Raw genomic sequence first — 19,832 nt, 5'->3', positions numbered from 1 at the left:
CGGCACGGCGCCATTGCCGATAAAAACCGCCAAAACACCCGATATTTCCACGAATGCGCCGGCCCGGCCGCCGCCGGGCGCACCGCGGTTCGGACCCGGGTCTCACCCTGTTGCGGACATAGGGGATAAGTAACGCCAAAAAACCGCTGTTTTCGACGATTGGGTTTGCTAACGCAGCAGCAATAATCCAGGCTCTCCCCAGACCAGAAGCACGTTGCATGTGTAATCTGCCCTACCCGAACATGAAGTCATTTTCCCTGCTCCGCGAAGCCAGCGGGAGCCGCCAATGAATCAGCAGGCTACCCTGAGCGCGTCGCTTCTGGCGAAGTTTCCCGTGTTGGAAAGGATCCGCGCGCTGCCCAAGCCCATTTTGCTGGGCGCGGCCGCGGCGCTTGTCGCGATCATTGTCGCCGTGGCGATGTGGAGCAGCGAGCCCAAGTACAAGGTGCTGTTCTCGAACCTGGACGACCGCGATGGCGGCGCCATCGTGACGGCCCTGGGCACCATGAACGTGCCTTACAAGTACAACGACACGGGCACCGCCCTGCTGGTGCCGGCCGACCGCGTCTATGACGCTCGTCTGCAGCTGGCCTCGCAAGGCCTGCCGCGCGGCGGTTCGGTCGGCTTCGAGCTGATGGACAACGCCCGCTTCGGCGCCAGCCAGTTCGCTGAACAGATCAACTACCAGCGCGGCCTGGAAGGCGAACTGGCGCGTTCGATCGAATCGATGCACACCGTGCAGCATGCCCGCGTGCACCTGGCCATGCCGCGCCAGTCGCTGTTCGTGCGTGAACGCCAACCGCCGACCGCCTCGGTGCTGTTGAACGTCTACCCGGGCCGCAGCCTGTCTGACGCCCAGGTTTCCGCCATTTCCTGGCTGGTCGCTTCCAGCGTGCCGGAACTGACCGCCGAGAACGTCTCGATCGTCGACCAGAACGGCCGCCTGTTGTCGTCGCCCCTGGGCGAAGGCCGCGGCATGGATGCCGACCAGATGCGCATGGTCCGCGAGACCGAACAGCGCACCGTCGAACGCATCCTGACCATCCTGAACCCGCTGGTCGGCCCGGGCAACGTGCACGCCCAGGCCAGCGCCGAAATGGATTTCGCGCGCCGCGAAGAAACTTCCGAGGTCTACCGCCCCAACCAGGAACCGGGCCAGGCCGCCGTGCGCAGCCAGCAGACCAGCGATTCGACCCAACGCGGCATCAATCCGGCGCAAGGCGTGCCGGGCGCCCTGTCGAACCAGCCCCCGGGCAACGCCCAGGCCCCGATCGCCAACCCGCCCCAGGCCCAGCCGCCCCGCCCCGGCCAGCCGCAGCAGCCAAACGCCCAACAGCAGCAGCAACAACAGCAGCAACAGACGGGCACCCAGGCCGCCGGCGGCAGCCTGAACGAGCGCCGCGACGCCACCACCAACTATGAAGTGGACCGCACGATCAGCCACATCAAGCAGCCCGTGGGCAACTTGAAGCGTCTGTCGGTGGCCGTGGTCGTGAACTACATCCGCGACAAGGATGGCGACCCCCAGGCCCTGCCGCCCGAAGAACTGAACAAGCTCACCAATCTGGTGCGCGAAGCCATGGGTTATTCCGAGAGCCGTGGCGATTCGCTGAACCTGGTCAACAGCCAGTTCAACGACGGCCCGCCGGCGCTGCCGATGTGGCGCGATCCGGAAATGATCTCGCTGTTCAAGACCATCCTGGCCTGGCTGGTGGGTGGCGTGCTGGCCCTGTGGCTGTATCGCAAGCTGCGCCGCACCGTGGGCGAGTACCTGTACCCGCCGGTGGATCCGGAAGTGGCCGAGGCCGAGCGCATCGAAGCCCAGCGCGAGGCCCAGGACCTGGCTCGCGCCAAGGAAACCGACCGCTACCAAGACAACCTGGACCGCGCCCGCACGATGGCGAACAAGGACCCGCGCGCCGTCGCGATGGTCCTGCGCACCTGGATGACCAAAGATGAAAAATGATTCCAAGCCCATGGACGGCATGACGCGCAGCGCCGTCCTGATGATGTCGCTGGGCGAAGACGCCGCGGCCGAGGTTTTCAAGTACCTGTCCGCCCGTGAAGTCCAGCAGGTCGGCGCCGCCATGGCCAGCCTGAAGCAGGTGACCCGCAACGACGTGGCCGTGGTGCTGGAGGAATTCCGCCAGGAAGCCGACCAGTTCATGGCCGTCACGCTGGGTTCGGACGACTACATCCGCACCGTGCTGACCAAGGCGTTGGGCAGCGACCGCGCCGCCGGCCTGATCGAAGACATCCTGGAAGCCGGCGAAGGCGGCAGCGGCATCGATGCCCTGAACTGGCTGGATCCGCACACCGTGGCCGAACTCATCGGCGACGAGCACCCGCAGATCATCGCGACGATTCTGGTGCACCTGGAGCGCGACCGCGCCGCCGGCGTGCTGGCGCTGTTGACCGACCGCCTGCGCAACGACGTCATGCTGCGCATCGCCACGTTCGGCGGCGTGCAGCCGGCCGCCCTGTCGGAACTGACCGAAGTGCTCAATTCCGTGCTGGCTGGCCAAGGCGCCAAGCGCAGCAAGATGGGCGGCGTGCGCACCGCGGCCGAGATCCTCAACATGATGAATTCGGCCGAAGAGGAAACCGTGGTCGCCAGCCTGCGCGAACGCGACAACGACCTGGCCCAGAAGATCATCGACGAGATGTTCGTGTTCGACAACCTGCTCGACGTCGAAGACCGCGCCATCCAGCTCATCCTCAAGGAAATCGACAACGACACCCTCATGGTCGCGCTCAAGGGCGCCCAGGAAGAGCTGCGCGCCAAGTTCCTGCGCAACATGTCCAGCCGTGCCGCCGAAATGCTGCGCGAGGACCTGGAAGCGCAAGGCCCGATCCGCATGTCGAAGGTCGAGACCGAACAGAAGAAGATCCTGCAGATCGCGCGCCGCCTGGCCGAAAGCGGCCAGATCGTGCTGGGCAACTCCGGAGACGACGCGTATGTCTGAAGCGGATACCGGCCAGTCGACGCTCATCTCGCGCAGTGCCGCCTGGCGGCGCTGGCAGATGCTGTCGTTCGACGAGCCGCCGCCCGTGGAAGTTGCGCCCGAACCGGAACCCGATCCGGGCCCCGATCCCGAAGTGGTGATGGCCCAGCTGCGCGCCGAGGCCATCGCCGAGGGCCGTGCAGAAGGTTTTGCGCAGGGCCACGCTGCCGGCCTGGAAGCCGGCCGCGCCGAAGGCCATGAAGCAGGCCTGGCCGCCGGGCGCGAAGCCGGCTATGCCGAAGGCCTGGCGCAAGCTCGTGAGCAAGGCGCAGAGGAAGCCCGGCAACTGCACGCCCTGGTCGAAGCCTGCGCCACGTCCATCGGCTCGCTCGAAGAAAAGATGGGCCAGAGCCTGTTGACGCTGGCGCTGGACATCGCCCAGCAGGTCGTGCGCACCACCCTGGGCACGCAGCCCGAGACCGTGGCCAGCGCCGTGCGCGAAGTGCTGCACATCAACCCGACTGCCGGTGGCCAGATGCGCCTGTGGGCCAACCCGGCCGACATCGAACTGATCCGCCTGCACCTGGCTGACGAACTGAAAGAAGGCCACTGGCGCGTGCTGGCCGACGAATCCATCGCCCGCGGCGGTTGCCGCGCCGAGACGCCGTTCGGCGATATCGACGCCACGCTGCAGACCCGTTGGCGCCGCGTAGCGGCCTCGCTGGGCCGCAACGTGAATTGGGAGGAGCCGGCGTGAGCGGCAGCCAGGCCCCCGCGCAGCCCGGCCAGGCGGCCGTGCCCGTGATCGACCGCTGGCAGACCCAGCTGGAGATCGGCTCGATCCGCGCCGCCTCGACCGACCCCTGGCTGGTCAGCGGCAAGATCACCCGCGCGACCGGCCTGGTACTGCACGCCACCGGCCTGCGCCTGCCCGTGGGCGCCGCCGCCCGCATCGAAATCGCGCGCGGCCATGACCACTGGGCCGACGCCGAAGTCGTCGGCTTCGACGGCCATACCCTGTACCTGATGCCGCAGGCCGATATTTCCGGCCTGCCGCCCGGCGCCCGCGTGGTGCCCGGCGAACCGCCGGTGCAGCGCCAGATTCCGCTGCCGCGCAAGGCCGAACTGAACGGCAACGCCAAACCCCAGCTGGGCCGCCACCTGCCGGTGGGCAACGCCCTGCTGGGCCGCGTGCTCGATGGCGCCGGCCGGCCGCTGGACGGCCTGGGCCCGCTGACCGGCGCGGAACTGGCGCCCCTGTCGGCCCAACCGATCAATCCGCTGTCGCGCGCCCCGATCGACACCGTGCTGGATACCGGCGTGCGTGCGATCAACGGTCTCCTGACCGTTGGCCGTGGCCAGCGCATGGGCTTGTTTGCCGGTTCCGGCGTGGGCAAGAGCGTGCTGCTGGGCATGATGGCCCGCTATACCAAGGCCGACGTCATCGTGGTCGGCCTGATCGGCGAACGCGGCCGCGAAGTGAAAGAATTCATCGAGCACAACCTGGGCCCCGAAGGGCTGGCCCGCTCGGTGGTGGTCGCCGCGCCGGCCGACGTGTCGGCGCTGCTGCGCCTGCAGGGCGCCGCCTACGCCACGCGCCTGGCCGAGCACTTCCGGGACCAGGGCCTGGACGTGCTGCTGATCATGGATTCGCTGACCCGCTACGCCATGGCGCAACGGGAAATCGCGCTGGCCATCGGCGAGCCGCCGGCCACCAAGGGCTATCCGCCGTCGGTGTTCGCCAAGCTGCCGATGCTGGTGGAACGCGCCGGCATGGGCGCGCCCGGCCCCGGCGGCAAAGCCGGTTCGATCACCGCTTTCTATACCGTGCTGGCCGAAGGCGATGACCAGCAGGACCCGATTGCCGACTCGGCGCGCGCCATCCTGGACGGTCACGTGGTGCTGTCGCGCCACCTGGCCGAGGCCGGCCACTACCCCGCTATCGACATCGAAGCCTCGATTTCCCGCGCCATGACCTCGCTGATTCCGCAACAGCAGTTCGCGGTCGTGCGCCGTTTCAAGCAGACGCTGTCGCGCTACCAGCGCAATCGCGACCTGATCGCCGTGGGCGCCTACGCCGCCGGCAACGACCCGCAGCTGGACGACGCCATCGCCCGCTATCCGCGCCTGGAAGCCTTCCTGCAGCAGGATATCGGCGAAAACGTCGGCTACGAGGATGCGGTCAACCAGTTGCGTGCAAGCTTTGAATTGAGGGACACCTATGCCTAGCCAACTGCCCCTGGACATGCTGATCAACCTGGCCAAGGAAAGCACGGACGAAGCCGCCCGCCTGCTTGGCCGGCTCAGCGCCGAACGCACCAACGCCGAACGCCAGCTCGGCATGCTGCAAGACTACCGCCAGGACTACCTGGAACGCCTGCAGCAGGCCATGACCACCGGCATGTCGGCCAGCGACTGCCACAACTACCAGCGCTTCATCGGCACCCTGGACGACGCCATCGGCCAACAGCAGAACGTGCTGCGCCAGGCCGACGAGAACCTGGCCAAGGGCCGCCTTTACTGGCAGCAGGAAAAACGCAAGCTCAATTCGTACGACGCCCTGGCGCAACGCGAAATGCGCGCGCAGGCCGTGGTGGAATCCCGCCGCGAGCAACGCGCCAATGATGAATACTCCGCCCGCCTGGTCCAGCGCCAGGCCGGGATGCACTAATTAGAGGAAGCCCGAGATGACCGCTCCCCTGCCCTTGCCCACCGTCGCGCCCGCCGCGCCGAATTCGATCGCCGACACGCTCGGCGCCAAGTCGTCCGCCGTCTCGTCCAGGAAGGGCCCGTCCTTCTCTGACGTGCTGGCTCAACAGCGCCCGAACCAGGCTGCCGATGCGCGCCCGGCCAACGGCAACAACGCCAAGACGCCGTCCAACAACGGCAAGACCACCAGCGATGCCGCCGGCAACGCCGAAAACGCCGCTGCCGGCGCGATCGACAACGCCGTGCAGACCGCCACCCAGGCCGAAGCCGGCGCGCTGGCCGTCGCCGCCGCGCAGCAACCGGTGACGCCGGTGGTGCTGCCGCAACAGACGCTGGAAATCGCCGCCCAGGCCGCCGAACAGGTGCAATTGGCGCGTGGCGCCGCCCAGGCCGCCGCGACCGCCGTCAACACCGGCGCCGCCGTGGTGCAGGCCGCGCTGACCGCCAACGACGCCGTGGCCACGCCGCGCGCGCCGGTGGCCGCCACCGCGCAACAGGCCGAGGCCGCCGCCGTGCAGGCCAGCCGCGACGCGCAAGTTGCCCTGCCGGTGGTCACCGCCGCCGTCAAGCCCGGCACGGCGCCGGCACCGGATGCAACGCAAGCCAAGGCAGCCCCCGCCGCCGATCTGCCGCGTCCCGCGCCCGAAGCCGCCTTGCCGCGCACCGCCACGCCGCGAGTCGCGGCCGACGCGGCGCCTGCCGCACCGCTGCACGCGCGCAACCAGGAAGAATCGAACGAGCCGGTGCTCAGCACCGCGCAGCAGTTCCAGGTGCCTCAGCACACGACCGCCCCGCAGGACCACCTGGCCCAGGCAATTGCCGCTGCCGTGCAGCGTCAGCAGCCCGCCCCGATCACCAACCCCGCCAGCGTCGCCGTACCGAATGTGCCGGTCGTCATGCAGGTGGCCACGCCCGTGGGCGGCACCCACTGGGGCACCGAACTGGGCCAGCAGATGGTGGTGATGAGCAACAACGTGCGCCAAGGCACCCAGACCGCCGAACTGCGTCTGGATCCGCCGGACCTGGGCCCCTTGCGCGTCAGCCTGAACCTGGCCGACGGCGTGGCCAGCGCCTCGTTCGTGTCGGCCCATGCGTCCGTGCGCCAGGCGATCGAAACCGCGATCCCGCAATTGCAGCAAGCGCTGGCGCAGGCCGGGATCTCGCTGGGCCAGACCAGTGTCGGCGAACAGACCGCGCAGCAGGAATTCGCGCAACAGAATGGCGGTGGATCGCAACGTCAAGGCGGCGGCAATGGCGCCGCAGTAGCCGATGGCGCGATAGATGGCCAGCCGGTGGCCGTGACGTCGCCGCGCAACGCCAATGCGTTGGTCGACACCTTCGCGTAACAATCCCGCGGCCCGCAGCCGGCAACGGTTGCGGGCGGTGCAGCAATAGCTTGAGATACGCGGCTTTCGCCCTGTTTTTCGCCTCCAAGACGGAGCGTGATTTCGGGCAGAATGCTTTCATCCACTAAGAATCCGTTTTCATCAGCGGCAAAACACGCATCGACACCGAGATGGCGACTTCCAAACCCACAACCATGCCGCCGCGCGGCCCGCTTCCGACACGCTCTGGCGGCATCGGCCGCATTCTTCGCCCGTTGATCATGATCCTGGTGCTGCTGCTGGTGGCCGCCGCCAGCGCGGGCGCGACCTGGTTCATCACCCAGCGCATGCAACCGCAAGGCGGCGCGCCGGTGCAACTGGGCGTGGGCCAGACTCCCGCCGGCCAACCGGGCCAGCCCGGCGCCGCGGGCCCGCAAGCCACGCCGACCACGTTCGTGGCCCCGCCGGCCACGCCGGCCGCCGTGCCCGCGCCGATCTTCGTGCCGATCGAAGCCTTCACGGTGACGCTGCAGAACGCCGACACCGAACGCATCATGCACGTCGGCCTGACGCTGCGCGTGAGCGACGAGCAGACCCGCGTGCGCCTGGAAAAGTACATGCCTGAAGTACGCAGCCGCATCCTGATGGTGCTGTCGTCGCAATCGCCCACCGGCGTGCAGACCCAACAAGGCAAGACCGACATGGCCAATGCCATCAAGCAAGCCGTCAACCGTCCGTTCTCGCCCCTGCCGGACGGCCAGTATGTCACCGACGTACTGTTCACGGCGTTCGTGGTGCAATAAGCATGGCCTACGAGGCGTTTCTTTCGCAGGACGAAGTCGACGCGCTGCTGGCCGGCGTCACGGGCGAGAGCGACAGCAAAAAGGAATCCGCGGGCGCGAGCGACGGCGCCCGCGCCTATGACCTGAGCTCGCCCGACCGCGTGGTGCGCCGGCGCATGCAGACGCTGGAGCTCATCAACGAGCGGTTCGCGCGCCAGATGCGCAGCGTGCTGCTCAACTTCATGCGCCGCAGCGCCGACATCACCGTCGGCTCGATCAAGATCCAGAAGTACGCGGACTTCGAGCGCAACCTGCCCGTGCCGAGCAACCTGAACATGGTCCAGATGAAGCCGCTGCGCGGCACGGCCCTGTTCACGTACGACCCGAACCTGGTGTTCCTGGTCATCGACAGCCTGTTCGGCGGCGATGGCCGCTACCACACGCGCGTCGAAGGCCGTGACTTCACCACCACCGAGCAGCGCATCATCCGGCGCCTGCTCAACCTGACCCTGGAAAGCTACGGCAAGTCCTGGGACCCCGTCTATCCGATCGAGTTCGACTATGTCCGCTCGGAGATGCACACCAAGTTCGCCAGCATCACCGGCAACAATGAAGTGGTGGTCGTCACCTCGTTCCATATCGAATTCGGCGCGACCGGCGGCGACCTGAACATCTGCCTGCCCTACTCCATGATCGAGCCGGTGCGCGACCTGCTCACGCGGCCGCTGCAGGAAACCACGCTGGAAGAAGTGGACCAGCGCTGGTCGCAGCAGCTGTCGCGCCAGGTGCGCAGCGCCGACATCGACGTGGTTGCCGAATTCGCGCGCATCCCGTCCAACATCCGCGAGCTGATGCGCCTGAAAGTCGGCGACATCCTGCCCGTGGATGTGCCGGAAACCGTCATCGCCAACGTCGACGGCGTACCGCTGATGGAATGCGGCTACGGCGTCTTCAATGGCCAGTACGCCCTGCGCGTGCAAAACATGTTTACCTACGATACCGAATCAAACGAGGCCCCCGACCATGACTGACAAGAACGAGCCCGGCACTGGCTCGTCCCCGGCCGACGACTGGGCCGACGCGCTCGCCGAACAATCCCGCGCCAATCCGCCCACCCAGGCGGATGGCCTGAAGCCCCAGGACGACTGGGCCGCCGCCATGGCTGAACAGACCGCCGCCACGCCGCCCGCGGCTGCCGCGCCGGCTGCCCCTGCGCCCGCACCCGCGGCGCCAGCCGCAGCCCCCGCGCAATCGGCGGCGCAATCGGTGTTCAAGCCCCTGGCCGGCAGCGCTGCCGGCACCGGCACCGACATCGACCTGATCATGGACGTGCCCGTCCAGCTGACGGTCGAGCTGGGCCGCACCCGCCTGACCATCAAGAACCTGCTCCAGCTGGGCCAGGGCTCGGTGGTCGAACTGGACGGCCTGGCCGGCGAGCCGATGGACATCTTCGTCAACGGCTACCTGATCGCCCAGGGCGAAGTGGTGGTGGTGGAAGACAAGTACGGCATCCGCCTGACCGACATCATCACCCCGTCCGAACGCATCAACCGCCTGAACAACCGGCGTTGACGCATTGTCCGCCATGAACGATTCCGCCCTGCTGCGCGTCATCATCGGCCTGGTGCTGGTGCTGGCCGCCATCCTGGCCGCGGCCTGGATGGCGCGCCGCGCCGGCCTCACGCAGCGCGGCGGCGGCAACCTGCTCAAGCAGGTCGCCAGCATGCCGGTGGGCGCGCGGCAGAGCATCGTCGTGGTCGAAATCGAAAACACCTGGCTGGTCGTGGGCGTGAGCCCCGGCCAGATCACCCCTCTGCATACCCTGCCCGCCGGCGAACTGCCCCAGGGCGCGCCGTTGCCCGCCGCCGCCTTCGCGGCCAAGCTGGGCCAGGCGCTCAAGCGCCGCTAGACGGCGCCCGCATTCCCCGAATCATGAGCTTGCCGACAAGCCCCCTTCCCCGCGCCCGCCGCAACATGCTGCCCCTGCTGGGCGCCGCCGCGGTGCTGGGCCTGGCCCTGTTTCCGGCTGGCGTCGTCGCCCAGGCAACCCTGCCCGCGCTGACCGCGACCCCGGGCCCGAACGGGTCCGAAACCTACTCGCTCAGCATGCAGACGCTGCTGCTGATGACGTCGCTGTCGTTCCTGCCGGCCGCGCTGCTGATGATGACGGGCTTCACCCGCATCATCATCGTGCTGGGTCTGCTGCGCAGCGCGATGGGCACGGCCATGTCGCCGCCAAACCACGTGCTGATCGGCCTGGCGCTGTTCCTGACCTTCTATACGATGTCGCCGGTGTTCGACAAGATCTACGCCGACGCCTACAAGCCCCTGTCCGAAGGCTCGATCCAGTTCGAGACCGCGGTCGAGCGGGCCGCTGGCCCGCTGCGCACCTTCATGCTGCACCAGACCCGCGAGAACGACCTGTCGCTGTTCGCCAACCTCGCCAAGCAGCCGGCGCTGGACGATCCGTCGCAGGTGCCGCTGCGCATCCTGGTGCCGGCGTTCATCACCAGCGAACTCAAGACCGCGTTCCAGATCGGCTTCACCATCTTCATTCCGTTCCTCATCATCGACCTGGTGGTGGCCAGCGTGCTGATGGCGCTGGGCATGATGATGGTGCCGCCGGTGACCGTGGCACTGCCGTTCAAGCTGATGCTGTTCGTGCTGGCCGACGGCTGGAACCTGCTGATGGGCTCGCTGGCCCAGAGCTTCTACCAATAGCCGGGGAATCGCCATGACCGCTGAAACCGTCATGACCATGACCTACCAGGCGATGAAAGTCGCGCTGGCGATGGCCGGTCCGCTCCTGGTCATCACGCTGATCGTCGGCCTGGTCATCAGCATTTTCCAGGCCGCCACCCAGATCAACGAAATGACGCTGTCGTTCATTCCGAAGCTGCTGGCCATGTGCGGCGTGCTGGTGCTGCTGGGCCCCTGGCTGATCGGCATCATGGTCGACTACATCCGCCAGCTCATCGGCCAAATTCCCGGCCTGGTGTCGTAGCGGCGCGCGCCGCCGGCCCCGGGGACGCGCCCACATGTTTTCCTTCACGATCGAACAGCTCAACGGCTGGATCGGCCAGTTCATCTGGCCGTTCGTGCGCATCCTGGCGCTGATCGGCACCGCTCCCCTCTTTTCCGAATCCACCGTGCCGGTCAAGGTCAAGGTCGGCCTGGCGTTCGTGCTGGCCGTGGCCGTCAGCCCGGCCCTGGACCCCGCGCCGCCCATCGCCCCGGGTTCGTTTGCCGGCCTGTGGATGGTGATGCAGCAGGTGCTGATCGGCATCGCCATGGGTTTTTCCATGCGCCTGGTGTTCGCCGCGGCGCAGACGGCCGGCGAATTCGTCGGCCTGCAGATGGGCCTGTCGTTCGCGTCGTTCTTCGACCCCAGCACCGGCGCCAACACGGCCGTGCTGTCGCGCCTGTTCAACATCGTGGCGATGCTGACCTTCCTGGCGCTGGACGGCCACCTGCTGGTGCTGGCCGCGCTGGTGCGGTCATTCGACACCCTGCCCGTGGCGGCCATCCAGCTGCACCAGAACGGCTGGGGCGTGGTGGTGGAATGGGGCAAGACCGTGTTCGTGTCGGGCCTGCTGCTCGCGCTGCCGCTGATCTGCGCACTGCTGACCATCAACTTGGCCATGGGCATCCTTAACCGTGCCGCGCCGCAGCTGTCGGTGTTCTCCGTGGGCTTTCCGGTCAGCCTGATCGTGGGCGTGGTGCTGCTGACCGTGGTGCTGCCCAACTCGGGCCCGTTCCTGGAGGCCCTGTTCGAGTCTGGCCTGTCGACGATGAGCCGGGTGGCCGACGCCTTGGCGGGACGCTAGCGCTGCCTGCTTCGGGCATGAAAAAGCCGGCCACGATGGGCCGGCTTTTTGTTGGGCGGACCGGCCGAAGCCGGCCTCGCCAATATCATTGCTGTCCGGTCAGGCGGAACACGCGGATCGTCTCGCGCAGCGCGCCCGACTGATTGCCCAGCTGCAGTACCGCGCCGCCCAGTTCCTGCACCAGGGCCGTGTTCTGCACCGTCATCACATCCATCTGCGAGACCGCGGTGTCGACCTGCTCGATGCCGCTGGACTGTTCCTGCGACGCCTGCGAGATCTCGCCGATGATGTCGGTCACGCGGTGCACGGCGGCCACGATCTCTTCCATGGTGGCGCCCGCCTGTTCGGCCTGGGCCGAGCCTTCGGTGACGCGATCGACCGAATCCTCGATCAGGCCCTTGATCTCCTTGGCGGCCTGCGCGCTCTTTTGCGCCAGGCTGCGCACTTCGCCCGCCACCACCGCGAAGCCCTTGCCGGACTCGCCGGCGCGTGCCGCTTCCACGGCCGCATTCAGCGCCAGGATGTTGGTCTGGAACGCGATGCCTTCGATGATGCTGACGATGTCGACGATCTTGCGCGAGCTGTCGGAAATGCCGTGCATGGTATTGACCACCTGTCCCACCGCCACGCCGCCGCGCCGCGCCACGTCCATGCTGCTGGCGGCCAACTGATTGGCCTGACGGGCATTGTCGGCGTTCTGGCGCACGGTGGACGTCAGCTGTTCCATGCTGGCGGCCGTCTGCTGCAGCGATGCGGCCTGGCCTTCGGTGCGGCCGGCCAGCTCCTGGTTGCCGCGTGCAATGTGCACGGCCGCCTGTGTCGTGCCCTCGATGCCGCGATAGACGTCCTGGGCAATGCCGACCAGGCTCTTGCGCATGACTTCCAGCGAGAACTTCAAGCTGCCGATCTCGTCGTCGGAATCGGCCACGATCTGGGTCGTCAGGTTGCCGGCAGCGACCTGGCGGGCCATGTTGGCCGCGTCCACCATCGGTTCCAGCAGCGAGCGCGACAGGCTCCAGCCCAACGCGAAGATGCCGACCACGCCCAGCGCCAACAGGCCGCAAGCCAGGCCGGCGCCGGTGGCATCCAGCGTGTCCCAGTTGGCGCGCAGGCCGTAGGCGCCCGCCGCCACCACGATGCCGGACGACAGCATGGCATGGCGGAACATGCGGCTGCGCACGCTGCGCTTGAACGGAAAGGCCAGCAGGTCCAGGCTGCGGCGCCAGCCGGCCCGCACCGGGCGGCCGCGCACGATCCGAACGCCGCGAGCATGGCCTTCGCGGATGCGCGCGTACAGTTCCTCGGCCATCTCGACCTGGTCGTCGCTGGGGCGCACGCGCACCGACGAATAGGCCACGACCTCGCCGTTCTCGACGATGGGCGTGGCATTGGCCAGCACCCAGTAGTAGCCCCCGTCCTTGCGGCGGTTCTTGACCAGGCCCAGCCACGACTCGCCAGCTTCCAGCGTCTGCCACAGGTCTTCGTAGGCCTCGGGCGGCATGTCCGGATGGCGCACGATGTTGTGCGCCTTGCCGATCAGTTCTTCGCGGGAAAAGCCGCTGACTTCGATAAAAGCCGGATTCGCGTAAACGATGCGGCCCTTGGTATCGGTGCGCGAGATCAGGTACTGATCCTCGCGCAGCTTGGTTTCCACATTGTTGACTGGAAGGTTCACGCGCACAGCTTGTCTCCGGTTTACATCATATAAAGCCACGACCTGTACACCGGCCAGGTTTCAGGCGTTATTGCCATTAACGACAGTATTTTCGAAAACTTAACGGCCAATAGCTTTCGCCCCGACGGCCGCGAACGGGCGCCGGGGCGAAGATGCCGATCAGCGGCCCGAGCGAGCCGCCGCGGATCAGTCCTGCGTCAGCGTCGGGGCCTGGTAGCCGCCCAGTTGCTGCGCCGGCACTTCGATCACTTCGCCGGCATTGATCTTGAAGACGGCCACGGCCTCGGACAGGCGATGCGCCTGTTCCTGCAGCGAGCCGGCCGCGGCAGCAGCCTCTTCCACCAGCGCCGCGTTCTGCTGCGTCACCTCATCCATCTGCGACACGGCACGGTTGACCTGGTCAATGCCGCTGGACTGCTCCTCGGACGCCGCCGAGATCTCGCCCATGATGTCCGTCACGCGCTTCACCGACGCCACGATTTCCTGCATCGTCGCCCCGGCGCGTTCGACCTGTTGCGAACCGGCGCCCACCTTGGTCACCGAGTCCTCGATCAGGCCCTTGATTTCCTTGGCCGCCTGGGCGCTGCGCTGCGCCAGCGAGCGCACTTCGCCCGCCACCACCGCAAAACCCTTGCCCTGCTCACCGGCACGGGCCGCTTCCACGGCCGCGTTCAGCGCCAGGATGTTGGTCTGGAAGGCGATGCCGTCAATGACCGACACGATTTCCGAGATCTTGCGCGAGCTGGCCGAAATGCCCTGCATCGTGTTGACCACCTCGGCCACGGCGGAACCGCCACGCTCGGCCACGTCCGACGCGCTCGCGGCCAGCTGGTTGGCCTGGCGGGCGTTGTCGGCGTTCTGCTTCACGGTCGACGCCAGTTCTTCCATCGAGGCCGCCGTTTCTTCCAGCGAGGCTGCCTGCTCTTCGGTACGGCTGGACAGGTCGGTGTTGCCGGCCGAGATTTCGCGCGAACCCACCGTGATCTCGTCCACACCGCGACGCACCGTGGCCACCGTGCGGGTCAGGCTTTCCTGCATGCGCTTGAGCGCGGCGAACAGTTGGCCGATTTCGTTGTGCGAACGCACCTCGACGCGGCTGGTCAGGTCGCCTGCGGCGATCTTGTCGAAATGCTGGCCGGCTTCCACCAGCGGGCGCACCACCAGGCGGCCGAACAGCACGCGGCAGAACACCATCAGCAGCAGCGCCAGCCCGACGGCCACGCCTACCGCGATCATCGCGCGGTTGAAGTTGGTCTCGGCCTGGTCGATCGTGGCCTGCTGCTGGTCGGAAATGTACTTGCCGAACTCGTTGATGGCCTCGATGAACGCGGCGCTGCGCGGCGTGCCGTATTCATTGTTGACCATGTAGAACGTGGAGTAGTCTTCGCTGCGCAGGGCCTCGACCATGGTGTCCACGCCGTCATCGATGTACGAACGGTAGCGGCGCACCAGGTTCATGGACAGCTGGCGACCGGTGTCGTCCTGCAGCATGTTCTTCTGGAAATCGGCGAAGCGGCTGCGCACGCCAGTCAGGAGATCGGTCGCGCCCTTCAGGGCTGCCGCGGCGTCACGGGCCGAGTTCTCGCCGCTGCCCCAGCCGGATTCCTGCAGGTGGCGGGCCGCGACCATCAGGCTGACGCGGGCGCGCAGCATGTCGCTGTTGATGACTTCGACCTGCTTGGAACGCTCGGTCAGCGCATTGACCTCGCGGATGGATTCATAGTTGTGCTGCAGGAAGAACGCAGCCAGGCCGCCCACCGCTGCGATCAGCACCGCAAAGAACGCCATGACCCACAACAGCATCGTGCCGACGCGGGCATCGCGCAGCCTGAGTTTGCGTTTGACCTTGGGCGCACGCGCGGCCTTTTTCTTGCCGACCTTGCCGGACTTCGCACCGGTTTCCAGACTCGCTTCCATATTCTTTCCCCATCCCTCAGGAACTGCTCTGACCAAATGAAAAACCACCCCGGCGCGCCGTCCTTGCAGAACGGGCGCGCATCAGGGCGACGTACACCCCGGCCTGGACCGGGGCGCTCTCCGCGGGAAGCCGGGGCCTACAGCCCCTGGCGCGTCGATTCGGGCGGCGCAGCCGGTACCGGTATGACGATCGTTTCCACCTGGGGAGCCGGTGCGGGCTGCTGCGCCCATTCCTGACCGGGGTCAGGCATGGGCGCGGGGCCCAGCAGTTTCTGGCGTTCCCAGGGTTCCAGCAGAATATTGGTGCTGTCGACAAGGCGCATCAGCCGGCCATCCGGGCCGAACTGCAACAGCGCCTCCTTGCGGCTGTACAGGCCGTCGGGGACAAACGTGATCTTGAAGGACCAGAGGGCGAGGAAGGTGCCATCGGTCTGCTTGTAGAACTTGTCGGGCGGGGCCGTGAGCGCCCGCGAGGCCTGTTCAAGCGTCGTCTGCCCCGGCGTCAGGGTAGACAGCTTGCCGGGGTCGAAGTTGTGCCCGGTCGCGGAACAGCCCGCGATCAGCGCCGCAATCGCCGCGGCAGCCAGAAGATGTAGATAGCCTCGCATACCTGCCCGTTTACCGGTCGCAACCGGCGTCAAAAAGATTCCCAATCGTCGTCTGACGGCGCCTGGCGGCGCGTGGCCGCCGGGGCCGGCTTGGCCTCGTTCGCGGCCGCAGCCGGACGCGGCGCCGGACGCCGCAACGGCCGGGCAGCACTGGCTGCTTCGGCCTGGGCCGGCTTGGCGCGTGCCGGTGCGGGCGCGCTGTGGGCCAGACGCGCCGCGGGCGGCGCCCTGCGCGCAGCCGGCGCAGCGGCGGCGATCTTTGCCTGCGGCGCCGGTTCGGCGGGTTGCGCCGCGGGGGCCGCCACCCGCGGCGCGCTGCGCTGCTGGGCCAGTTGGCGAGCCGGCACGTCGATCACACCGCCTGCATTGATCTTGAACACGGCCACGGCCTCGACCAGGCGCTCGGCCTGTTCCTGCAGCGAGCCTGCCGCGGCCGCAGCCTCTTCCACCAGCGCCGCGTTCTGCTGCGTCACTTCGTCCATCTGCGACACCGCGCGGTTGACCTGGTCGATGCCGCTGGACTGCTCTTCGGACGCTGCCGAGATCTCGCCCATGATGTCCGTCACGCGCTTCACCGACGCCACGATTTCCTGCATCGTCGCCCCGGCGCGTTCGACCTGTTGCGAACCGGCGCCCACCTTGGTCACCGAGTCCTCGATCAGGCCCTTGATTTCCTTGGCCGCCTGGGCGCTGCGCTGCGCCAGCGAGCGCACTTCGCCCGCCACCACCGCAAAGCCCTTGCCCTGCTCGCCGGCACGGGCCGCTTCCACCGCCGCGTTCAGCGCCAGGATATTGGTCTGGAAGGCGATGCCGTCAATGACGGACACGATTTCCGAGATCTTGCGCGAACTGGCCGAAATGCCCTGCATCGTGTTGACCACTTCGGCCACGGCAGAGCCGCCACGTTCGGCCACGTCCGACGCGCTGGCGGCCAGCTGATTCGCCTGCCGGGCGTTGTCGGCATTCTGCTTCACGGTCGAGGCCAGTTGCTCCATCGAGGCCGCGGTTTCTTCCAGCGAGGCTGCCTGCTCTTCCGTACGGCTGGACAGGTCGGTATTGCCAGCCGAGATCTCGCGCGAACCCACGTTGATCTCGTCCACGCCGCGGCGCACGGCCGATACCGTGCGCGTCAGGCTTTCCTGCATGCGCTTGACAGCAGCCATCAGTGCGCCGATCTCGTTGGTGGAATTGACTTCCACGCGCGTGGTCAGGTCACCGCCCGCGATACGATCGAAACTGTCGCTGACCTGGCGCAGCGGCCGCAATACGACCCGGTTCATGAACAGGAAAGCGCCCAGCGACACCAACAGGATCACGACCGCCAGGGCGATGTAGACATACGTCATCACCGCGGCCTGCGAACGCGATGCCGCAACCTGCTCTTCGCTATAGGTATTGATGGTGGCGGCGAACTCGGTCAATTGCTTGGAAAAGGCGCCGCTTGCGGCTGCCGTCTTGGTGTTCTTCAGGCTCAGGTATTCGGCGTTGTCGCCCCGGTCCAGCGCGGCCAGCATCGCTTGCAAGCCGTCGGCAAAGCCATTGAACGAGGTCAGTAGCTGGCCTTCGGCGGTACGGCCGATGTCGGTCATCTTCGGAATGGCCTTGAAGCTGTCCAGCTTCTTCTTGGCATCGGTCATCAGCTGCTGCACGGTGCGGGTGTTTTCCGCCGCACCCGCCTTGTCGCCCGCCGCGCGTTGCGCCGCGGCCAGATCGGCGCGAATGGTCGCGCGCAGCATCTGCACGTAGGCGTCCTTGATCAGATTGCTCTGCTGCACGCTCAAGCTGTCCAAGGCGTTGATCGCCTCGGTGTTGGACTGCATATTGCTCCAACCCAGCGCAATGGCAACCAGTGCGGCCACGGCAACGGCCAATTGGGCAAGCATCAAGCCCGTGCGCACCTTCAGATTGCTAAACATTTTCCGATAGTTCCGGTGGTCGTCCGGGCGGCGCTTCATGTGCCGCCCCAACGTAAAAGGGTGTGTTCTCTACGACCTGTTCAAGACGCCGACAGCCTTGCCGTCAGAAGGACTCCCAGTCATCGTCCGCGGGCGGCGCGCGGCGGGAGGCCGCCGGCGAAGGCTTGATCGGCTTGGCATCGGTCGCGTCGGCAGTCTTGACGACCGGGCGGCGCAGCGGACGCGCGGCCGTGGCGCCACTATTGGCCGTAGGCTTGGCGCGGGCCGGTTGCGCCAGACGCGGCGCCGGCGCTGCAGCAGGCTTGACGGGCGCGGGCGCGGGGTCGGCCGCCGGCTTCGCAGCCGCCTCGGACGCGGGCGGCGGCGCTTCGGCAGGTGCCGGGGCGGCGGCCACGCGCGGCGTGCTGCGCGGCTGGGCGGCCAGCGAGCGGGCCGGCACGTCGATCACCTGGCCGGCATGGATCTTGAACACGGCCACGGCCTCGGCCAGGCGCTGCGCCTGCTCCTGCAGCGAGCCAGCCGCGGCAGCAGCCTCTTCCACCAGCGCCGCGTTCTGCTGCGTCACCTCATCCATCTGCGACACGGCACGGTTCACCTGGTCGATGCCGCTGGACTGCTCTTCGGACGCCGCCGAGATCTCGCCCATGATGTCCGTCACGCGCTTCACGGACGATACGATTTCCTGCATCGTGGCCCCGGCGCGTTCGACCTGCTGCGAACCGGCGCCCACCTTGGCCACCGAATCCTCGATCAGGCCCTTGATTTCCTTGGCCGCCTGGGCGCTGCGCTGGGCCAGCGAGCGCACTTCGCCCGCCACCACCGCAAAGCCCTTGCCCTGCTCGCCGGCACGGGCCGCTTCCACGGCCGCGTTCAGCGCCAGGATGTTGGTCTGGAAGGCGATGCCGTCAATGACCGACACGATTTCCGAGATCTTGCGCGAGCTGGCCGAAATGCCTTGCATCGTGTTGACCACTTCGGCCACGGCGGAACCGCCGCGTTCAGCCACGTCCGATGCACTCGCGGCCAGCTGATTGGCCTGCCGGGCGTTGTCGGCATTCTGCTTCACGGTCGAGGCCAGTTGCTCCATCGACGCCGCGGTTTCTTCCAGCGACGCCGCCTGCTGTTCGGTGCGGCTGGACAAGTCGGTGTTGCCCGCGGAGATTTCACGCGAACCGACATTGATCTCGTCCACGCCACGGCGCACCGATGCCACGGTACGCGTCAGGCTTTCCTGCATGCGTTTGATGGCGCCGAACAGCTGGCCGATTTCATTGTTGCTACGGACGTCGATGCGGCCCGTGAAATCGCCACCCGAGATCTTCTCGAAATGATCGCTGGCTTCGTGCAGGGGACGCAGCACCGTGCGGCTGATGAAAATCCAGCATCCCACCGCCAGCAGCAACGCAATCGCCAGCAAGGCAATGGTGACCATGCGCGAGATCTTATGGTCGGCTTCGGCTTGCACCGCCAGTTCGTCGGTGCGCTTGTCGATGAAGCCCAGGTAGGCATCGACGGCTTCGCGGAATTTGGTGTTGACGTTGCTGGCCGCGTCGTTCAGGTTCAGGTAGTCCTGGATGGCCATGCTGGCCAGCGCAGCTGACTGGCGCTTGAGCACGCCGTCGTATTCCTTGAGCGCGGCGTCCACGGCCTGCAGCAGCGGCTCGGTGCCGGGCAATTGCGGCGTCTTGCGGAAGGCGTCCATCATCTTGAACGCATCCTGCATCAGGCCATCCGAACGCTTGGCCTGCTGGGTTGCCTGTTCGGTCTTGCCTTGCTGCATGTCCATCAACGACGTCGACAGCAACAGCCGCGCGCGCAGGAAGATGGTGTATGCGCGGTTCAGCGGTACCGCCTGGTCCGAATACGCGCTATTGATCTGTTCCAGCTTGTCGTTGCTGGAATTCAACCCCATCCACGCCACGCCATTGGAGATGAACATGGCGCCCGTGAAGAGCAACAACACCAGAACTATGCAGGTGCGAACTTTCAAATTGACAAGCATGAAATATCCGAGCGTTATGCAGCGTGAAACGACAAATTTCCTACCCTGCACGCACACACGGACGCTCCGGCTCTGCACCGGAAGCGTCCGCAAGGGCGCAACTTGCCGCGCCTTCCCGGCGCGGCC

The 19,832-nt window shown here is 66.9% G+C and carries 18 protein-coding genes; 13 read left to right on the top strand and 5 right to left on the bottom strand.

Annotated features, from left to right (window positions below):
• The first annotated feature begins 286 nt into the window (after positions 1-286).
• The 13 genes from fliF to fliR all read left to right on the top strand — a co-directional run bounded on the left by fliF (position 287) and on the right by fliR (position 11,588).
• Complete coding sequence (gene fliF / locus AC3WMR_RS06325) at positions 287-1,966, top strand: flagellar basal-body MS-ring/collar protein FliF (RefSeq protein ID WP_492263741.1); 1,680 nt, start codon at positions 287-289, stop codon at positions 1,964-1,966.
• Positions 1,956-2,966, top strand: coding sequence for a flagellar motor switch protein FliG (fliG, locus tag AC3WMR_RS06320; protein ID WP_025138869.1), 1,011 nt, complete (start codon positions 1,956-1,958; stop codon positions 2,964-2,966). Before fliF ends, fliG begins: the two co-directional genes overlap by 11 nt.
• Positions 2,959-3,702 (top strand): flagellar assembly protein FliH, encoded by a 744-nt coding sequence (gene fliH, locus AC3WMR_RS06315; protein WP_492263742.1) that lies wholly within the window; start codon positions 2,959-2,961, stop codon positions 3,700-3,702. The genes fliG and fliH overlap by 8 nt, the downstream gene beginning before the upstream one ends.
• Positions 3,699-5,174 carry a flagellar protein export ATPase FliI gene (gene fliI, locus AC3WMR_RS06310; protein WP_025138871.1) on the top strand — a complete coding sequence of 492 codons (1,476 nt, stop codon included), beginning with the start codon at positions 3,699-3,701 and terminating at the stop codon, positions 5,172-5,174. The genes fliH and fliI overlap by 4 nt, the downstream gene beginning before the upstream one ends.
• Positions 5,167-5,616, top strand: a complete 450-nt coding sequence (gene fliJ, locus AC3WMR_RS06305; RefSeq protein WP_492263743.1) for a flagellar export protein FliJ — start codon at positions 5,167-5,169, stop codon at positions 5,614-5,616. Before fliI ends, fliJ begins: the two co-directional genes overlap by 8 nt.
• A 16-nt stretch (positions 5,617-5,632) precedes the next feature.
• On the top strand, positions 5,633-7,000 hold the full coding sequence (locus AC3WMR_RS06300; protein WP_492263744.1) for a flagellar hook-length control protein FliK: 1,368 nt from the start codon (positions 5,633-5,635) through the stop codon (positions 6,998-7,000).
• A 170-nt stretch (positions 7,001-7,170) separates the two neighbouring features.
• A complete protein-coding gene (gene fliL, locus AC3WMR_RS06295; RefSeq protein WP_263912445.1) occupies positions 7,171-7,782 on the top strand; it encodes a flagellar basal body-associated protein FliL in 612 nt (203 codons plus the stop codon).
• 2 nt (positions 7,783-7,784) lie between these two features.
• The gene (gene fliM / locus AC3WMR_RS06290; RefSeq protein WP_025138875.1) at positions 7,785-8,792 is read left to right on the top strand and encodes a flagellar motor switch protein FliM; all 1,008 of its coding nucleotides are present in this window, start codon (positions 7,785-7,787) and stop codon (positions 8,790-8,792) included.
• Entirely contained in the window at positions 8,785-9,333 is a 549-nt protein-coding gene (gene fliN / locus AC3WMR_RS06285) for a flagellar motor switch protein FliN (RefSeq protein ID WP_025138876.1), read from the top strand. Before fliM ends, fliN begins: the two co-directional genes overlap by 8 nt.
• 13 nt (positions 9,334-9,346) lie before the next feature.
• On the top strand, positions 9,347-9,670 hold the full coding sequence (gene fliO, locus AC3WMR_RS06280; RefSeq protein ID WP_025138877.1) for a flagellar biosynthetic protein FliO: 324 nt from the start codon (positions 9,347-9,349) through the stop codon (positions 9,668-9,670).
• Between the two features lie 23 nt (positions 9,671-9,693).
• Positions 9,694-10,482, top strand: coding sequence for a flagellar type III secretion system pore protein FliP (gene fliP / locus AC3WMR_RS06275; protein WP_492263745.1), 789 nt, complete (start codon positions 9,694-9,696; stop codon positions 10,480-10,482).
• A 13-nt stretch (positions 10,483-10,495) separates the two neighbouring features.
• The gene (gene fliQ / locus AC3WMR_RS06270) at positions 10,496-10,765 is read left to right on the top strand and encodes a flagellar biosynthesis protein FliQ (RefSeq protein WP_175135941.1); all 270 of its coding nucleotides are present in this window, start codon (positions 10,496-10,498) and stop codon (positions 10,763-10,765) included.
• 34 nt (positions 10,766-10,799) lie between these two features.
• Positions 10,800-11,588 (top strand): flagellar biosynthetic protein FliR, encoded by a 789-nt coding sequence (gene fliR / locus AC3WMR_RS06265; RefSeq protein WP_025138880.1) that lies wholly within the window; start codon positions 10,800-10,802, stop codon positions 11,586-11,588.
• 85 nt (positions 11,589-11,673) lie between these two features.
• On the opposite strand, the gene AC3WMR_RS06260 is transcribed toward fliR, so the two are convergent.
• From AC3WMR_RS06260 to AC3WMR_RS06240, 5 genes are all read right to left on the bottom strand, one after another.
• Positions 11,674-13,269 (bottom strand): methyl-accepting chemotaxis protein, encoded by a 1,596-nt coding sequence (locus AC3WMR_RS06260; RefSeq protein ID WP_492263746.1) that lies wholly within the window; start codon positions 13,267-13,269, stop codon positions 11,674-11,676.
• A 180-nt stretch (positions 13,270-13,449) separates the two neighbouring features.
• Complete coding sequence (locus tag AC3WMR_RS06255; protein WP_492263747.1) at positions 13,450-15,180, bottom strand: methyl-accepting chemotaxis protein; 1,731 nt, start codon at positions 15,178-15,180, stop codon at positions 13,450-13,452.
• Between the two features lie 137 nt (positions 15,181-15,317).
• Entirely contained in the window at positions 15,318-15,788 is a 471-nt protein-coding gene (locus tag AC3WMR_RS06250) for a hypothetical protein (RefSeq protein WP_492263748.1), read from the bottom strand.
• A 29-nt stretch (positions 15,789-15,817) separates the two neighbouring features.
• Complete coding sequence (locus AC3WMR_RS06245) at positions 15,818-17,704, bottom strand: methyl-accepting chemotaxis protein (RefSeq protein ID WP_492263749.1); 1,887 nt, start codon at positions 17,702-17,704, stop codon at positions 15,818-15,820.
• Positions 17,705-17,807: 103 nt separating this feature from the next.
• Entirely contained in the window at positions 17,808-19,706 is a 1,899-nt protein-coding gene (locus tag AC3WMR_RS06240) for a methyl-accepting chemotaxis protein (RefSeq protein WP_492263750.1), read from the bottom strand.
• Positions 19,707-19,832 lie beyond the last annotated feature (126 nt).

Source organism: Achromobacter sp. FW305-C-28 (assembly GCF_058783235.1).
This window is presented reverse-complemented; position numbering and strand designations above follow the sequence as displayed.